We start from the raw sequence: 15,983 nt of genomic DNA, 5'->3' as shown, positions 1-15,983 counted from the left end.
AATCGGGTGCGATGAGCAGTTTGCCGAAGTACCGCCAAGTTGCAGACCGGCTTTCCGCGGAAATCGCGGCGGGTCGGCTGAAGGCTGGCGATCAAATCCCACCTGAAAGAACCTTTGCCGAAGACCTTGGCATCAGCCGCGCGACGGTGCGCATGGCGCTGCGGCATCTGGCTGAGCGCGGCATGATCGAAGCGCGTGTCGGGCAGGGCACCTTTGTCGGCGCGCCTGCGATCCAACAGCAATTGTCCACCCTCACCGGCTTTACTGAAGAGATGGAGCGGCAGGGCCGCCGTGCGGGATCAATCTTGACCGAAGCAACCTGCCGAGCGCCCTCCGCCGAAGCGGCCTTGGCCTTGGGACTCAGCGCTGGGGCCGAAGTGTGGCACATCACCCGCATCCGCCTTGCCGATGGTGAACCCGTGGCACTCGAAACCACCGAAGTTGTGGCTGAGGGCACGCCTGATTTGTTGCGCAAGGCGGATTTCGGTCGCATGTCGCTTTACGCGGTGCTGCAAGAGCAGTTCGACCTTCGTCCCGCCACTGCCGAACAGACCTTGGCCGCTGCGGCAGCGGATGAGGCTGTGGCCGTCCCATTGGGGATCGCCATAGGTGCACCGGTGCTGCGCCTGACCCGTCTGACCCGCGATGCTTCAGGCCGTCCGTTTGAACATGTCCGCTCCTATTATCGCGGCGATGCCTTCGTCATGAAGGTGCGTTTGGAACTGGGGGAAGGATGATAGAGACAGCCCGCACCTACCTTGCCGATCTTGTGGCGCGCTTGGCCGATCCTGCTCTGGCAGCGCAGTTGGAACCCGCAATCGCCGCCGTGGTCGCGGCAGTTCGGGCTGACCGGCTGGTCTATGTTTTCGGAACCGGGCATTCCCACCTATTGGCGCTTGATCTGCATTACCGCGCGGGTGGGCCCGCCTATGTGGTTCCGGTGCTGGATGAAAGCCTTATGCTGCATCACGGCGCCATGGCATCGACTGAGCGAGAGCGTTTGTCGGGGGCCGCGGCTCAGGCGCTTTCCCGGTATCCGATCACAGCGGGAGATGTCGTTATCGTCATTTCCAATTCCGGCGTGAATGCGGCTCCGGTTGAGGCGGCAGAGTTGGCGAAGGCGCTGGGTGCGACTGTCATCGCGCTGACCTCACGGGCCTATTCGGAGGCGGCGGCGCGGGGTCGGCCGACGCTTGCCAGCCGCGCCGATCATGTGCTCGACAACGCGCTTCCGCCCGGTGACGCGCTGGTGGCGTTGCCTGGAACCGGCCTTAAGGCTGGGCCGGGCTCCACCTCCATCGGCGCGGCCATCTTGCAGGCGCTGTTTGCCGAAGCGGCCGCACGGCTGGCGGCGGACGGGGCGCCATTAATCTTGCTTAGCGCCAATATGCCCGGCGCGGCGGAAAACAACAGGGAGTTGATCGCGCGGTATGGTCCGCGCAATCCGCATCTCTGAGCACACTGCAACAGGAGAGGATATACCATGCGAACTGCCTTAAAATCATTGCTGACAGCGGCGATCGTGCTTTCGCCGCTCCCGCTTGCCGCGCAAGACCCGACCGAGGTCACGCTGTGGCACATGGAACAACCGCCACATCGTGTGGCGCGGATCCAAGAATTGATCGACGCGTTCAACGCGGCCAACCCCGATGTGGTGGTCAAGCAAGAACCGCAGAACTGGGGCGAGATCTATGCCAAGGCCCCCGCAGCCGTGGCGGCAGGTGCTGGGCCGGACATGCTCTTCGCGATCCCCGACTTTGCCCCGATCTTCAAGGATCTGGGCCAGCTGGATTCGGTCGCCGATTTCGTGGCTGAACTGGATGCCAAGCACGACTTCGTCGACAGCGCGGTTGAGGCCTATACCTATGACGACGGAATCTGGGCTGTGCCGATGTACAACATGACCATGCACATGTGGTATCGCCCCTCGGTCTTGGAAGCCGCTGGCGTCGCGGTGCCGACCACATGGGATGAATGGAAAGCCGCCGCTGAAAAGCTGACGGTGGATGGCAAATACGGGATGGGTCTGCCGGCCAACAAGCAGCTTTACACCGACCAGACCGTCTATTCGGTGATGCTGAACGGCGGCGCCTCCGAGATCTACAACGAAGACGGTAGCCTGCGGTTCGACAATCCCGAAACGGTGGCGGCCTATGACTTCTACAAATCAATGATGGCCTATTCGCCGCCCGATGCGCCATCTTGGACCTGGGGTGAGGCGGAAGCCTGCTTTGCCTCGCGTTCTTGCGCGATGGTCATGCAGTTCAGCGTGATCTCGACCTATGACACCCAGGCCGAAGGCGATGCCGCCGATCTGGGCGTTGCAGCCCTTCCCGTCAAGACCGCAGGCGAGGCACCCGGCACCATCGCCTATGCCAACGCCGTCATGTTCCTGTCGAAAGACGAAGCCCGCCGCGCCGCGTCGCAGCGCTTTATCGCCTTCCTCTTGGAGCCGGAAAACTATGGCCGCTTCTTGAACATGGAGCCGGGGCTGTTCTTCCCGGTCACCGCCGATGGGGCCAAGGCAGAATCGCTGTGGTCTGATCCGATGGTCCAAAAGTACCGCAGCCAGATCGAAACGATCATCGCCAACAGCGCCAATGGCAAGCTCTTCGGCTTTACCTCGGGCCGCGTGTTCCCGGCGATTTCGGCGATCTCGGCACAGAACGTTCTGGCCGAAACGCTGCAGAACATCGTTGTAAATGGCACCGAGACGGCGGCGGCGGTCACGGCGGGTCAGGCCCGCATGTCCGAGTTGGCGCAGTAAGAAAGGGGGCGCCGGTGCGACAGGGAACGCTAGGACTTTTCCTGATCGCGCCGGCGCTCGCGCTTTTGGCGGCTGTGCTGGCATGGCCGATGCTCTCTGCCATTGTGATGTCCTTTCAGGATGTGCGGGTGGTGGGGTCCGACGGCCCGTTCATCGGGCTTGCAAATTACGAAAAGGTCTTGGCTGACCCGGCCTTCTGGCGGGCGGCCAAGCTCAGTTTGGTCTGGGTGGTTGCGAATGCCGTGGTGCAGACTGCCCTTGCCCTGGCCGCCGCGCTGATCCTGAACCAGCGGTTTCGCGGCGTGCAGATTGCGCGGACCTGGATCATCCTCAGCTGGATCGTCCCGACCGTCGTTGTCGTCATGATCTGGCGCTGGCTGTTTTCAACCTCAGGCGGGGTGGTGAACCCCGCGCTGATGGGGCTGGGCCTGACAGAGCGCCCTGTCGGGTTTTTCGCCACCCCTTGGACGGCCTTTGCCACCCTGGTGTTCATCAACTCTTGGCGCTGGTTTCCCTTCATCACCCTAATGATGCTGGCCGGGTTGACCCGCATCCCCGCCGACCTGCTTGAGGCCGCGCGGGTTGATGGGGCGGGCCCCTGGAAGCGCTTTATGCGCATCACATGGCCGCTGTTGGCCCCGACGATGACTGTCCTTTTGGTGATCGGCACGCTGTTGTCGTTCAATGTGTTCGATGTGATCTGGCTTTTGACCTCTGGCGGGCCTGCTGGGGCCACGCGCACGCTGCCAGTCCTGATCTATGAGACCGCGTTTCGCGGCTATCGCATCAGCGAGGCGGCCACGATTGCCGTGCTGGCGACCGTTCTCTTGATGACATTTGCCGTCTTTGCCACCCGCAAACTGGCCCTGTCAGGAGATGAGCGATGACGCATCGCATGGGCTGGAAACTCTTGCTTTGGGCCGGGTTCGCCGTGATCTGCGGGATGGTCGCCCTGCCGTTTTGGTTCGTCCTGACCGGATCGGTCAAGGCACCGCAGGAAATCATCGCGCGCATTCCGACGGTGTTTCCCGAAAGCTTCACGACCCAGCATTATCAAAAGCTTTTGGCCGCATCAGACTATACGGCCTACATGCTCAACTCGGTTCTGGTCGCCACCGCCTCGACCGTCCTCACGCTGGCCCTGTCCATTCCGGCCGGATACGCCTTTTTCCGGCTGCGGTTTCGGGGTCGCGATGCGGTCTACCGGGTGATCCTCTTGGCCTATGCCTTTCCCTCCATCGTGGTGCTGGTGCCGCTGTTCGCCATGTTCGCCAAGATGAACCTGATCGACAGCCGCTTTGCCTTGGTCTTGGTCAACACAGCCTTTGCGCTGCCCTTTGCCATCTGGATGCTGCGGGCGTTCTTCGCTCAGATCCCGCCTGACATCGAAGAGGCCGCGCGGATGGATGGTGGCCCGCCGCTCACGATCCTGCGGCGCATCCTTTTGCCTTTGATCGCGCCCGGCATGGGGGCAGTGGCGGTTTTCGCCTTTGTGACAAGCTGGACCGAATATGTCTTTGCCTCGGTCATGATCCTGTCGGACTCTTTGCGCACGGTGCCTGTCGGGTTTGCCGGGATCATCGGCCAGTATCAGGTGGATTGGGGCCTTCTGTTGGCGGGGGCCAGTCTGGCGATCCTGCCGGTTGTGGCGATCTTTGCGATCATCGGGAAATGGTTCGTGGCGGGCCTGACCGAAGGCGCGGTGAAATAGGGGAACGGGATGTCCGAAGTGCGGCTGGAAAGCCTGACGAAATCCTTTGGCGCAACGCAGGTGATCCCCGCGCTGGACCTGACCATCGCGGCGGGTGAGTTTTGCGTGCTGGTCGGCCCTTCGGGCTGCGGCAAGTCCACCTTGCTGCGCATGATTGCCGGGTTAGAGGAGCCCACATCCGGCCGCGTCCTGATTGGCGGGCGCAATGTCACCGGCCATGAACCCGGCCACCGGGGCGTGGCGATGGTGTTCCAGTCTTATGCGCTTTATCCGCACATGACCGTGCGCGATAACATGGAATTCGGGCTGGAGATGGCCGGCATGGCCAAGGCCGAACGCCGCACCACCGTTGAAGCCGCCGCGCGCACCTTGCGCCTGACCGACTATCTGGAACGCAAGCCGCGCGCCCTGTCGGGCGGGCAACGCCAGCGCGTCGCCATCGGGCGTGCCATTGTGCGCAAGCCCGAGGTGTTCCTGTTCGACGAACCCCTGTCGAACCTTGATGCCGAGTTGCGCGTTGAAATGCGGCTTGAGCTTGCCCGGCTGCACCGCGACATCGGGGCCACGATGATCCATGTCACCCATGATCAGGTTGAAGCGATGACGCTGGCCGATCGCATCGTGGTGATGAACGCAGGGCGGATCGAACAGGTCGGCACACCAAGCGCGCTTTACAATGACCCGGACACGATCTTTGTCGCGGGCTTTCTGGGGGCGCCGAAGATGAACCTGCTGCCGGTTCGTGTTCTGCGGCAAGAGGGGGGCCGCGCGGTGGTGGATGTCCCCGCCCTTGGCCTGACAGGCGTGGCCGTGCCGCTGCGGCACCCTTCCGCCCCGCCAACGACCGACGCCGTCCTTGGCTTTCGCGCCGAGGCTTGGGGCGAGACGGGGGATCACCCGCTGACCCTACGCGCCGAAGTGGTCGAGAATATGGGGGCCACGCGTTATCTTTACACCGCCACGACCCGCGGCGCGGCCGTCGTTGCCGAGGTGCCCCGGCGCGTTGATCTGCACGCGGGCGAGGATATTTCGCTTAGCCTCGACGCCTCGGCCTGCCTTCTCTTTTCGCCCGAAGGGGGGCGGCTGTGAAGGTTCTGATCCTCCCCGATTCTGCCGCTGCGACCGACCGGGCTGCCGGGATTATCGCGGCCTTCGTGGCCAGCGAGGCTAAGCCCGTGCTGGGGCTTGCAACAGGGGAAACCATGCGCCCGCTTTATGCGCGGCTTGTCGCGATGTGGGCTGCGGGGCAGGTCGATTTTGCGCCCGTCACCACCTTCAATCTGGACGAATATGTCGGCGTGCCCGCCGATCATCCGGCCAGTTTCGCAGCCTTCATGCGGGCCAATCTCTTTGACCATGTCACCATCGACCCTGCGCGCATCAACCTGCTGGCCGGCGACGCGCCTGACCCGGACGCCGAGGCCGCGTGCTATGAAGAGGCGATTACGGCGGCAGGGGGGATCGGTCTGCAAGTGCTGGGCATCGGGCGGAACGGCCATGTCGCCTTTAATGAGCCGACGTCTTCCCTTGCATCCCGGACCCGCGTCAAGACTTTGACCGAGGCCACGCGCCGCGCAAACGCCGCCGCCTTTGCGCCAGATCCGGTGCCGCGCTTTGCCATCACGCTTGGGATCGGCACGATCCTTGCGGCCAAGCGCTGTCTCCTCATCGCCACAGGTCAGTCCAAAGCGGATGCCGTGGCGCGCATGATCGAAGGGCCGCTGGGCGCGGATTGCCCTGCGACCGCACTTCAGATGCACCGGCAGGCGACGGTGGTCTTGGACGAAGAGGCGGCGTCAAACCTGCGCTTGCGGCATTATTATGAAACCGTTCATCCCGCCGGAGCCGAAGCGCGCTTGCCTTAACCCCTGCCGCGCAGCGGTTTGGGGCGCTGAGATCGCCGCAGGGTCGCTTAGTCCGGGCGCAGCCGCCGTGCTGCCAGCCAACTGGCCAGGGCCATCACACCAGCCGTGGTCAGGCACAACGGAAGGCCTCCGATTTGGTAACTCAGGCCCGACAAAAGCGTGCCAATCAACCGCCCCGCCGCATTTGCCATGTAGTAAAACCCAACATCCCGCGTGATCCTTGCGTCCGAGCCAAACGCCAAGATCAGGTAGGAATGAACCGAGGAATTCACCGCAAAGACAAAGCCGAACAGCAAGAGCCCGCCGATTAGCGTGGTGGTTAGCCAAGGGGCAGGCCCATCTGCCGCCCATGCCGCCGCCGCAAGTGCAAAGGGGATCGGCACCAAAAGCCCTGCCCAGACAATCGCCTTGCGCGTGGTCTCGGCCTCAGGCTGGCCCTTGGCCCCCAGAATTCGGGGTGCCATCGCCTGCACCGCGCCATAGGCGATGATCCAAAGCGCAAGGAAACTGCCGATCAGGAAGAACGCCTCGCGCCGCCCCTCGGCGGTGCCGTCTGACAAGACCGCCTGAAAATAGACCGGGATGCCGACCACGAACCAGACATCCCGTGCCCCGAACAGGAAAAGGCGCGCCAAGGACAGGCGGTTCACCCGGCTGTCCTGCGACCGAAAGCCCCCCCAAGCCTCGTCGGATTTCATCTTCCCCGGCAGACCCGCGGGCAGGAACAGCAACACGGCGATGAGGATCACTGCCAAGACCCCCGCCATCCCCCAGACCGCCGCCTGAAACCCCGCCAGCGCCAAAAGGGCGGCCCCTAGGAAAAACCCCAGCCCCTTTACCGCGTTCTTTGATCCGGTCAGCGCCGACACCCAGCGGAAGAGGCCGCCATCTTCTTTGGGCGCCAAGAGTTTGACCGCCGATTTCGAAGACATCTTGGCCAAGTCCTTCGCCACACCCGAAACGCCCTGAACCGCCATTACAAAGGCGACCGAGGCAGCAATGCCCCAGCCCGGATCAAGCTGCGCCAGCGCCACCAGCGCGCCGATCTGGAGCGCAAGCCCACCATAGAGCGTGGCCGCCAGCCCAAAGCGCGCGGCCAACCAGCCCGCGCAAAGGTTTGTCACGATCCCCGCCGCCTCATACAGCAGAAACAGCCATGCCAGTTGCACCGGCGTGAAGCCAAGACTGTTGAAGTGCAACAGCACCAGCATCCGCAGCGCGCCATCCGAGAGCATAAAGGCCCAATAGGCTGCCGTGACGGCGGCATAAGCGCGGATAGGGTTGGCTTCGGCCATAGATGGTCGCCTTGTCTGGTGGCGATCTGGCGGCGCTTTGCCCGCCAAACCTCCAAGTTACCGAATGTCAGATGAACGGGTCAGAGATGAACGGGTCAGAGACTGTGCGCCACCATCCGCGCGACATCCGCCAAACGGCAGGCATAGCCCCATTCATTGTCATACCAAGCGTAGATCTTCACCTGCGTGCCATTGATGACCATGGTCGAGGGCCCGTCGATGATGGATGAGCGCGGATCATTGGTGAAATCACAGGACACCAGCGGCCGGGTTTCAAACCCAAGGATGCCTTTCAGCGGCCCTTCGGCGGCAGCGGCAAACAGCGCGTTCACCTCTTCCACGGTCGTCGCCCGCTCCACCTCAAAGACGCAATCGGTCAGCGAGGCATTCAAGAGCGGAACCCGCACCGCGTGGCCGTTCAGGCGCCCCTTCAGTTCGGGGTAGATCAGCGTGATCGCGGTGGCGCTGCCTGTTGTGGTCGGGATCAGGTTCATCAGTGCGGAGCGGGCGCGGCGCATATCCTTGGCCGGGCGATCCACGATGGTTTGGGTGTTGGTCACATCATGGATCGTGGTGATCGATCCATGGCGAATGCCAAGCGCCTCATGGATCACCTTGACCACCGGGGCGAGGCAGTTCGTCGTGCAAGACGCCGCCGTCACCAGCGCTTGTGAGCCGTCGTAAAGCTGATGGTTCACACCAAAGACAAGGTTCAACGCGCCGCCATCCTTGACCGGGGCCGAGACGACGACCTTTTTCACCCCGGCAGCATAATAGGGCGCGATCTTTGCGGCGGTTTTGAACACGCCGGTGCAGTCGATCACCAGATCCACGCCCAGTTCGGCCAAGGGCAGGGCTTCGATGGTCTTTTCATGCGTCAGCCGGATGGTCTGGCCGTTCAGCACCAACGCGCCGTCGCCATAGCTGACGGGCGTGCGCCAGCGGCCATGAACGCTGTCGAACTCCATCAAGAGCGCGTGCTGCTCAGCGGTGCCGACAGGGTCGTTCAAAAGCACGATCTCGCCGCCACAGCCGGCGTCGATCAAGTCGCGCAGAACGAGTTTTCCGATGCGGCCAAGGCCGTTCAGGGCAATCCGTGTCATGGGGGTCAGGCCTTTGTTTCTGTGTCTGTGCCGATGGCGTCCACGCGGGATTGCAAGGACATGCGGCTGAGGCTGTCGAAGGGTAACTCGACGAAGGCTGCAATCCGGCGGCGCAGCGCGGCATAGGTTTGGGCAAAGACCAGCGCCTTTTCAGCGTCGGTTCCGACTGCCTTGACCGGGTCAGGCAGGCCCCAATGGCCAGTGATCGGCTGGCCGGGCCAAGGCGGACATTCTTCGGCCGCTGCCGTATCGCAGACGGTAAAGACGAAATCCATCACGATGGACCCCGGTGTTTGAAACTCCGAGATATGCTTCGAGCGCAGCTCTGTTGTGTCATGTCCATTGCGCTGAAGGATCTCAAGCGCAAAGGGGTTCAACTGGGTGTTGGGCCGCGTTCCGGCGGAGAAGGCTTGGAACTTTCCTTGGCCGAGGTCGCGCAGCAGCGCCTCGGCAAAGATCGAGCGGGCGGAATTGCCCGAACAGATGAAGAGCACGTCAAAATCTGTGTCGCGGTGCAGGGCAGTCATTGCGGCAGCGTCCTTTTGCGCACAAAGCAGGGGGGGGATTAAATCAGGCCGGGCGCGGCCGACATCAAGGGCGAGGTAGCCGATCAGCCCCTCGGCCGCGTCAAGATCGACCGCGTAGAACAAGGACCGCCCCTGCCGTGCGACCCGAACCAGCCCCGAGGCGGTGAGGTCAGCCAAATGATGCGACAGGGTGTTCTGTTTCAGGCCCAGCGCTTCGGCCATCTCGGTCGGGCGCACACCTTGCGGGGCAAAGCGCATCAAGAGACGGAAAACGGCCAAACGGTCGGGGTGGCCGAGCGTGGCAAAGGCATGTGTGGCGATCGTATGTTCCATAATTCCCGAATATAGGAAGTAAACTTGGGCGTCCAATGAAGGTTTCATGACAGCTCAGAAGGATGTTCTCGCTCGATGGGCGGAGAGGACGGCATTGAGGGCCGATGTGAAGGGCCATGAGGCCAAGCAGGTTACGGGACTGACAACTTTGATCGGGCAGGGGGCATAGGGTGCCGCTGGCCCTGCGGGCGCGCCTATTGGCGGCTTGGTTCGGGGCCAAACGGTCTCTGCCTCGGCAATTCTTTTCTTGCTGATGCATTTTCCGGCAAAGCTACCCCGCGCTGCATCAGATATGGGCGAAGCCCGCCAAACCGCGCGCAGCAAGGCGCCTCTTGGATGACCGGTCGTGCCACCCGCGTTAGGCAGGTTGGGCCAGCATAAGAAGGTCCGATGTCCATTTGCCCCGCCCCTCTGCCCCAGCGCAGCCATGGTGCCAGCCGGCTGGGCTTTCGTCAGGCCGGGGCCTTCACCCGGCTGGACCGTCTGACCCAATCCGGCAGCGCCAAGGCGTTTTGCCATATGACGCTATCAGGCCCCGAGGTGGTGTTTCTGAACACCTCCGGCGGTATGACCGGCGGCGACCAACTGCACTACGGGCTGGATCTTGGGCCGGGGGCCCGTGTCACCGCCACCACCCAGACCGCCGAGCGCGCCTATCGGTCTGCCTCGGGCGTGGCCGAAGTCAGTGTTGACCATCGGCTGGGCATGGGGGCCCATCTGGATTGGTTGCCGCAAGAGACGATCTTCTTCGACCAATCCGCCCTGCATCGCACCACCACTGTGCGCCTCGACCCCGGCGCGTCTTGCCTGTTGCTTGAGGCGGGAATTCTCGGCCGCGCCGCCATGGGCGAGCGGGTGGTGGCCCTTGACCTGCAGGACCGCCGCGAGGTCTGGCGCGGCGATATCCCAGTGCTTGTTGAACCGCTGCGGCTGAGTTCAGCGGCGCTTTGCGCCGGGGCCGGGGTGCTGCAAGGCGCGCGCGCCTTTGCCAGCCTTGCCCTTGTGCGGCAGGGGGCCGAGGCGGCGCTGGCGGCAGTGCGCCGGATTTTGGACGAGCCGGGCGTCACCAGCGGGGCATCTGCACTCGATGGCCGCGTGATGGTGCGGCTTTTGGCCGTGGATGGCTGGCCGATGCGCCGCCAGATCCTGCGGCTGTTGGACGTGTTGCGCGAGGCACCTGTGCCCCGCGTTTGGCAAATTTGAAGGGATAAGGCGATGAACCTGACGCCGCGTGAGAAGGAAAAGCTTCTGGTCAGCCTTGCCGCCATGGTGGCGCGTGGGCGTCTGGCGCGAGGGGTCAAGCTTAACCACCCCGAGGCGGTGGCCTTGATCAGCGATTTCGTCGTCGAAGGCGCGCGCGATGGCCGCTCGGTCGCCGATCTGATGGCGGCGGGCGCCCATGTCATCACCGCTGATCAATGCATGCCCGGCGTGGCCGAGATGATCCACTCGGTGCAGATCGAGGCGACGTTCCGCGACGGCACCAAACTTGTCACCGTCCATCACCCCATCCGCTGAGAGGCCGTTATGAAGTGTACCCCCAACCCTATCGCTTTCGGCCTCACGCTTATGGCGACCCCCGCCCTTGCCCATCCCGGTGACCACGGCGCGGCGGGTCTGATGCATCTTCTCACCGAACCCGACCATCTGGCGATGATTGCTCTGGCCGCGGCGGTTGTGGTGCTGGTGGCGGTCAAGCTGCGGGGCCGGTCATGATCCCGGGTGAGATCTTCGCAGCCGCCGGACACATCGTGCTGAACGAGGGCCTGCCGGTGACCGTGCTCATGGTCGCCAACACCGGCGATCGCCCGGTGCAGGTGGGCAGCCACTATCACTTTGCCGAGGCCAATGCCGCTTTGGGCTTTGACCGCGCCGCCGCGCGTGGCCAGCGGCTGAACATCCCCGCAGGCACCGCCGTACGCTTTGAACCCGGCCAATCGCGTGAGGTGCAGCTGGTGCCCTATCGCGGGGGACGGGTGGTGCAGGGATTTAACCAGCAGATCATGGGACCGCTCTAAGATGGCCTACACCATTCCCCGCGCCACCTATGCCACCATGTATGGCCCCACCACGGGCGACCGTCTGCGTCTGGGCGACACCGATCTGATTGTTGAGGTCGAGCGCGACCTGACGATCTATGGCGAAGAGGTCAAGTTCGGCGGCGGCAAGGTCATCCGCGACGGGATGGGGCAAAGCCAGATCAGTCGTGCGGGCGGCGCGATGGACACGGTGATCACCAATGCGCTGATCATTGACCATTCCGGCATCTACAAGGCCGATGTCGGCCTGCGCGACGGGCTCATCGCCGCCATCGGCAAGGCGGGCAACCCCGACACCCAGCCTGGCGTCACAATCATCATCGGCCCGGGCACTGAGATCATCGCAGGTGAGGGGCGCATCCTGACCCCGGGCGGCATGGACGCCCATATCCATTTCATCTGCCCCCAGCAGGTGGAGGATGCGCTGCATTCGGGCATCACCACCATGCTGGGCGGCGGCACGGGGCCTGCGCATGGCTCGCTGGCCACCACCTGCACGCCGGGGCCTTGGCATCTGGGCCGGATGATGCAGGCCGCCGACAACCTGCCGATAAACCTTGCCTTTGCCGGCAAGGGCAACGCCAGCCAGCCCGAAGCGCTGGTTGAACAGGTCCGCGCTGGAGCGGCGGCGCTGAAGCTGCATGAAGATTGGGGCACCACCCCCGCCGCGATTGATTGCTGCCTGGGCGTGGCCGATCAGATGGATGTGCAGGTGATGATCCACACCGACACACTGAACGAATCCGGCTTTGTTGAAAACACGCTCGCCGCCTTCAAGGGCCGCACCATCCACGCCTTTCACACCGAAGGGGCAGGGGGCGGGCACGCGCCTGACATCATGAAAGTGGTGGGCTGGCAGAACGTCCTGCCCTCGTCGACCAACCCGACCATGCCCTATACCGTCAACACAGTGGAAGAGCATCTCGACATGCTCATGGTCTGCCATCACCTCGACAAACGCATCCCCGAAGATGTGGCCTTCGCCGAAAGCCGCATCCGTCGCGAAACCATTGCCGCCGAAGACATCCTGCATGATATGGGAGCGTTTTCGGTAATCTCGTCCGACAGCCAAGCCATGGGCCGGGTGGGAGAGGTCATCACCCGCACATGGCAAACCGCCCATAAGATGCGCCAGCAGCGTGGGCGGCTGGCCGAGGAGACGGGCGACAACGATAACTTTCGCGTCCGCCGCTATATCGCGAAATACACCATCAACCCCGCCATCGTGCATGGGATCAGCCCGCATATTGGCAGCATTGCGGTGGGCAAACGTGCCGATCTGGTCCTGTGGAACCCCGCCTTCTTTGGTGCCAAGCCCGAGATGATCTTGCTGGGCGGCATGATCGTGGTCGCGCAAATGGGCGATCCGAACGGGTCAATCCCGGCTCAACCGATCTATTCGCGCCTGATGTTCGGGGCGCTGGGCCGGGCGGTTGAACGCTCTGCCGTGATCTTCGTCAGCCGCGCCGCTGAGGAAGATGACCTGCGCGCCCGCCTTGGGCTGGCCAAATCCACGCTGGCCGTCGAGCACACCCGCGACATCGCCAAGCGCGACATGGTGCTGAACGCCGCCACCCCCAAGGTCGAGATTGATCCCGAAACCTATGAGGTGCGCGCCGATGGCGAGGTGCTGACCTGCGCGCCCGCCACCGAACTGCCGCTCGCGCAGCGCTACTTTCTGTATTGAAAGGGAGGATCATGCTGCCTGACCCAATCCCGGCCCGGCTGTTGCGCACCGCCCCCGTGCGCACCGACGACACGGTGGTCTTGGACTATGATGCCCGCCTTGTGCGCCGCAAGCTTTTGACCACCACCGGCGGGCGCGACGTGCTTCTGTCTTTGCCCAGCGTCACCAATCTTGATGACTTCTGGGGCTTTGAGCTGGACGGCGGCCTGACCGTCCGCGTCGACCCCGCGCCTGAAACGGTGCTGGTGATCCGGGGTGATCTGACGCGGCTTGCCTGGCATATCGGCAACCGCCACACGCCCTGCCAGATCATGGCCGACCACCTTGTGATCCGCGAAGATCATGTGCTTGAACGCATGCTCGCGGGGCTTGGGGCCACGATCACCCGGGCGGTGCAGCCCTTCAAGCCCGAGGGTGGCGCTTATGGCCATGGCCGCACCATGGGCCATTCGCATGGGCCCGATCTAGAAAAGCCCGAGCCAGAAAAGCCCGGGCCGGGCGCGGACAGCTTTGGATGGCATGACCACGGCGATGGGCATCTGCATTTCCACGCGCCAAAGCCCGCAAGGTGAGCGCGCGTCTGACCCTGATGCAATGGCTCTCGCCGGCCTTTCCGACCGGGGCCTTTGCCTATAGCCATGGGCTTGAGCGGGTGATCGCCGCCGGGGATGTTCAGGACGCCCCCAGCATGGAGCGCTGGCTGCGCAATATCCTGCACTATGGGGCTGGCTGGAATGACGCAGTGCTTTTGTGCGCGGCCCTGCGTCCCGGCGCGGATCATCAGGCGCTTGACCATCTGGCGCGCGCCCTGCAGCCCAGCCTTGAACGCTTGCAGGAAAGCGCCGAGCAGGGGGCCGCCCTTGCCCGCACAATAGCAGCGATGACGGGGCGCCCCCTGCCGCCGCGCCTTTTGCCCATCGCGCTGGGCGAGGCGGCCGCCCCCTTGGGCCTTGCCCCGGCCGAAGTTGCGCAGCTTTATCTGCAAGGCTTTGCCGCCAACCTTTGCCTCATCGCCACGCGCCACATCCCCTTGGGCCAGACCGAAGGGCAGGCGGTTCTGGCCCGACTGTTGCCCGATATCGTGGCGCTTGGGGAAAGCGCCGCGCTTGCTGATACCGCCGATCTCAACAGCGCCACACTCGCGGCCGATCTGGCCGCCATGCAGCACGAAACCATGGATGTCAGGATTTTTCGCACATGACGATTTCCCAACTTGGCCCCCTCAGGGTGGGCATCGGCGGCCCGGTGGGTGCGGGCAAAACCACGCTGACCAAAAAGCTGGCGCACGCGCTTGCCCCGCATCTGTCGATGGCCGTCATCACCAATGACATCTACACCCGCGAGGATGCCGAGGCGCTGATGCGCGCGCAGGTCCTGCCGGCCGAGCGGATTCGCGGCGTGGAAACCGGCGGCTGCCCGCATACGGCCATCCGCGAGGATGCCTCGATCAACTTGGCCGCCGTGGCCGATCTGACGCGGGCCTTTCCCGATCTTGATCTGATCTTGATCGAAAGCGGCGGCGACAATCTGGCCGCCACCTTCAGCCCGGAACTCGCGGACCTGACGCTTTACATCATCGACACCGCCGCCGGGCAGGACATCCCGCGCAAACGCGGCCCCGGTGTAACCCGATCCGACCTTTTGATCGTCAACAAAACCGATCTTGCCCCCTATGTCGGCGTCGATCCCGCCCTTTTGGCCGAGGATACCGCCCGTGCGCGTGGCACGCGGCCCTTTGTCATGGCGGAACTGCGCCACGGCAAGGGCGTGGCCGAGGTTGTTGAATTCATCTTGCGCCACGGCGGACTGTTGCGCGGCATGATCCCACCGGCAGGCTGAAGGGCAGGGACCTAGCCGCCCACCCCCTCGGCCACCGGCCCCCCCGCGCTGACGTGCAGCGTTACACCGGCCGAGGCCATGGCGGCGGCCACTTCGGGCGGGGGCGGGGCATTGGTGACCACCAGATCCAGAAACTCGAACCCGGCCACCCGGATAAACCCGCGACGGCCAAACTTGCTGGCATCGGTCACCATCACCCGCCGCTCACCACAAGCCAGCACCATGCGGGCGAACTCCGCCTCTTGCAGGTCAAAGTCCATCACCCCGCTGGCATCCACCGCGCCTGCCGAAATGATCGCGTGTTGCACGGCAAAGCTGCGGATGAAGTCCAAGGCCGACGCTCCCAGCGCCGCCCCACTGTCACCGCGCAACTCGCCCCCAGCCATGAACACCCGGTTTCCGTTGACGGTGGCCAAGGTGCGGGCAATGTCAGAGGAATTCGTCACCACAGTCAGCCGCCGATGGGTCAAGAGTTCCCGCGCCAGAAAGCTGGTGGTGGTGCCGGTGTCCAGCATCAGGCTGTCGCCATCGGCAATCTGCTCGGCAAGGCTGCGGGCAATCGCGCGCTTGGCGCCTGCATTCTCACGCATGCGGCGGTCAAACGGGGCCTCACCCGTCTGGCCTGCCAGCCCCACAGCGCCATGCACCCGCACCACAGCCCCCGCCTCGGCCATGGCGCGCACATCGCGGCGCACCGTTTCAGCCGACACCGCCAAAGCCTGCGCCAAGGCCGCCAACGACAAGGCGCCCTGTTCCTGCAACAGCCCGAGAATCGCCCCATGGCGTTTGTTCAACATGCTGGCCAAAGCCCCCACCG

General features: G+C 63.9%; 19 protein-coding genes. 15 read left to right on the top strand and 4 right to left on the bottom strand.

The window, feature by feature from the left end; translation table 11 throughout:
- The first annotated feature begins 11 nt into the window (after window positions 1-11).
- Genes AC72UB_RS06885 through nagB form a run of 7 tightly spaced genes read left to right on the top strand, consistent with a single transcriptional unit; the run spans window position 12 to window position 6,343 of the window.
- Window positions 12-737 (top strand): GntR family transcriptional regulator, encoded by a 726-nt coding sequence (locus tag AC72UB_RS06885; protein WP_505189113.1) that lies wholly within the window; start codon window positions 12-14, stop codon window positions 735-737.
- Window positions 734-1,456, top strand: a complete 723-nt coding sequence (locus AC72UB_RS06880) for a sugar isomerase domain-containing protein (protein ID WP_505189112.1) — start codon at window positions 734-736, stop codon at window positions 1,454-1,456. Before AC72UB_RS06885 ends, AC72UB_RS06880 begins: the two co-directional genes overlap by 4 nt.
- A 27-nt stretch (window positions 1,457-1,483) precedes the next feature.
- Window positions 1,484-2,767: an ABC transporter substrate-binding protein gene (locus AC72UB_RS06875; protein ID WP_505189111.1), complete on the top strand. Its 1,284-nt coding sequence runs from the start codon at window positions 1,484-1,486 to the stop codon at window positions 2,765-2,767.
- A gap of 14 nt (window positions 2,768-2,781) precedes the next feature.
- Window positions 2,782-3,654 (top strand): carbohydrate ABC transporter permease, encoded by an 873-nt coding sequence (locus tag AC72UB_RS06870; RefSeq protein WP_505189110.1) that lies wholly within the window; start codon window positions 2,782-2,784, stop codon window positions 3,652-3,654.
- The gene (locus AC72UB_RS06865; RefSeq protein WP_505189109.1) at window positions 3,651-4,478 is read left to right on the top strand and encodes a carbohydrate ABC transporter permease; all 828 of its coding nucleotides are present in this window, start codon (window positions 3,651-3,653) and stop codon (window positions 4,476-4,478) included. The genes AC72UB_RS06870 and AC72UB_RS06865 overlap by 4 nt, the downstream gene beginning before the upstream one ends.
- Window positions 4,479-4,487: 9 nt before the next feature.
- Window positions 4,488-5,567 (top strand): ABC transporter ATP-binding protein, encoded by a 1,080-nt coding sequence (locus AC72UB_RS06860; protein ID WP_505189108.1) that lies wholly within the window; start codon window positions 4,488-4,490, stop codon window positions 5,565-5,567.
- Entirely contained in the window at window positions 5,564-6,343 is a 780-nt protein-coding gene (nagB, locus tag AC72UB_RS06855; protein ID WP_505189107.1) for a glucosamine-6-phosphate deaminase, read from the top strand. The genes AC72UB_RS06860 and nagB overlap by 4 nt, the downstream gene beginning before the upstream one ends.
- Before the next feature lie 47 nt (window positions 6,344-6,390).
- Here nagB and arsJ read toward each other — a convergent pair whose 3' ends face one another.
- The 3 genes from arsJ to AC72UB_RS06840 form a co-directional block, all read right to left on the bottom strand.
- A complete protein-coding gene (arsJ, locus tag AC72UB_RS06850) occupies window positions 6,391-7,638 on the bottom strand; it encodes an organoarsenical effux MFS transporter ArsJ (RefSeq protein ID WP_505189106.1) in 1,248 nt (415 codons plus the stop codon).
- A 95-nt stretch (window positions 7,639-7,733) separates the two neighbouring features.
- Entirely contained in the window at window positions 7,734-8,741 is a 1,008-nt protein-coding gene (locus tag AC72UB_RS06845; protein ID WP_505189105.1) for an ArsJ-associated glyceraldehyde-3-phosphate dehydrogenase, read from the bottom strand.
- Window positions 8,742-8,746: 5 nt separating this feature from the next.
- Window positions 8,747-9,601, bottom strand: coding sequence for a metalloregulator ArsR/SmtB family transcription factor (locus tag AC72UB_RS06840; protein ID WP_505189104.1), 855 nt, complete (start codon window positions 9,599-9,601; stop codon window positions 8,747-8,749).
- Between the two features lie 390 nt (window positions 9,602-9,991).
- Between AC72UB_RS06840 and AC72UB_RS06835 the strand changes: the two genes are divergently transcribed.
- Genes AC72UB_RS06835 through ureG form a run of 8 tightly spaced genes read left to right on the top strand, consistent with a single transcriptional unit; the run spans window position 9,992 to window position 15,166 of the window.
- The gene (locus AC72UB_RS06835) at window positions 9,992-10,804 is read left to right on the top strand and encodes an urease accessory protein UreD (protein WP_505189103.1); all 813 of its coding nucleotides are present in this window, start codon (window positions 9,992-9,994) and stop codon (window positions 10,802-10,804) included.
- Window positions 10,805-10,816: 12 nt separating this feature from the next.
- Entirely contained in the window at window positions 10,817-11,119 is a 303-nt protein-coding gene (locus AC72UB_RS06830) for an urease subunit gamma (RefSeq protein ID WP_505189102.1), read from the top strand.
- Window positions 11,120-11,128: 9 nt separating this feature from the next.
- Window positions 11,129-11,317 carry a hypothetical protein gene (locus AC72UB_RS06825; protein ID WP_505189101.1) on the top strand — a complete coding sequence of 63 codons (189 nt, stop codon included), beginning with the start codon at window positions 11,129-11,131 and terminating at the stop codon, window positions 11,315-11,317.
- Window positions 11,314-11,619 (top strand): urease subunit beta, encoded by a 306-nt coding sequence (locus tag AC72UB_RS06820; RefSeq protein ID WP_505189100.1) that lies wholly within the window; start codon window positions 11,314-11,316, stop codon window positions 11,617-11,619. Before AC72UB_RS06825 ends, AC72UB_RS06820 begins: the two co-directional genes overlap by 4 nt.
- Window position 11,620: 1 nt before the next feature.
- The gene (gene ureC, locus AC72UB_RS06815; protein WP_505189099.1) at window positions 11,621-13,327 is read left to right on the top strand and encodes an urease subunit alpha; all 1,707 of its coding nucleotides are present in this window, start codon (window positions 11,621-11,623) and stop codon (window positions 13,325-13,327) included.
- 11 nt (window positions 13,328-13,338) lie between these two features.
- Complete coding sequence (locus AC72UB_RS06810; protein WP_505189098.1) at window positions 13,339-13,899, top strand: urease accessory protein UreE; 561 nt, start codon at window positions 13,339-13,341, stop codon at window positions 13,897-13,899.
- Window positions 13,900-13,916: 17 nt separating this feature from the next.
- Entirely contained in the window at window positions 13,917-14,528 is a 612-nt protein-coding gene (locus AC72UB_RS06805) for an urease accessory protein UreF (RefSeq protein WP_505189144.1), read from the top strand.
- Entirely contained in the window at window positions 14,525-15,166 is a 642-nt protein-coding gene (ureG, locus tag AC72UB_RS06800) for an urease accessory protein UreG (protein ID WP_505189097.1), read from the top strand. The genes AC72UB_RS06805 and ureG overlap by 4 nt, the downstream gene beginning before the upstream one ends.
- Before the next feature lie 11 nt (window positions 15,167-15,177).
- On the opposite strand, the gene AC72UB_RS06795 is transcribed toward ureG, so the two are convergent.
- Complete coding sequence (locus tag AC72UB_RS06795; protein ID WP_505189096.1) at window positions 15,178-15,963, bottom strand: DeoR/GlpR family DNA-binding transcription regulator; 786 nt, start codon at window positions 15,961-15,963, stop codon at window positions 15,178-15,180.
- Between the last annotated feature and the right edge of the window lie 20 nt (window positions 15,964-15,983).

This window comes from Allotabrizicola aquatica (SeqCode) (assembly GCF_965194375.1).
In the GTDB taxonomy this organism is placed as follows: domain Bacteria; phylum Pseudomonadota; class Alphaproteobacteria; order Rhodobacterales; family Rhodobacteraceae; genus Tabrizicola_A; species Tabrizicola_A aquatica.
Note: the sequence above shows the minus strand (reverse complement) of the source record. Positions and strands in the feature narration are given on the sequence as shown.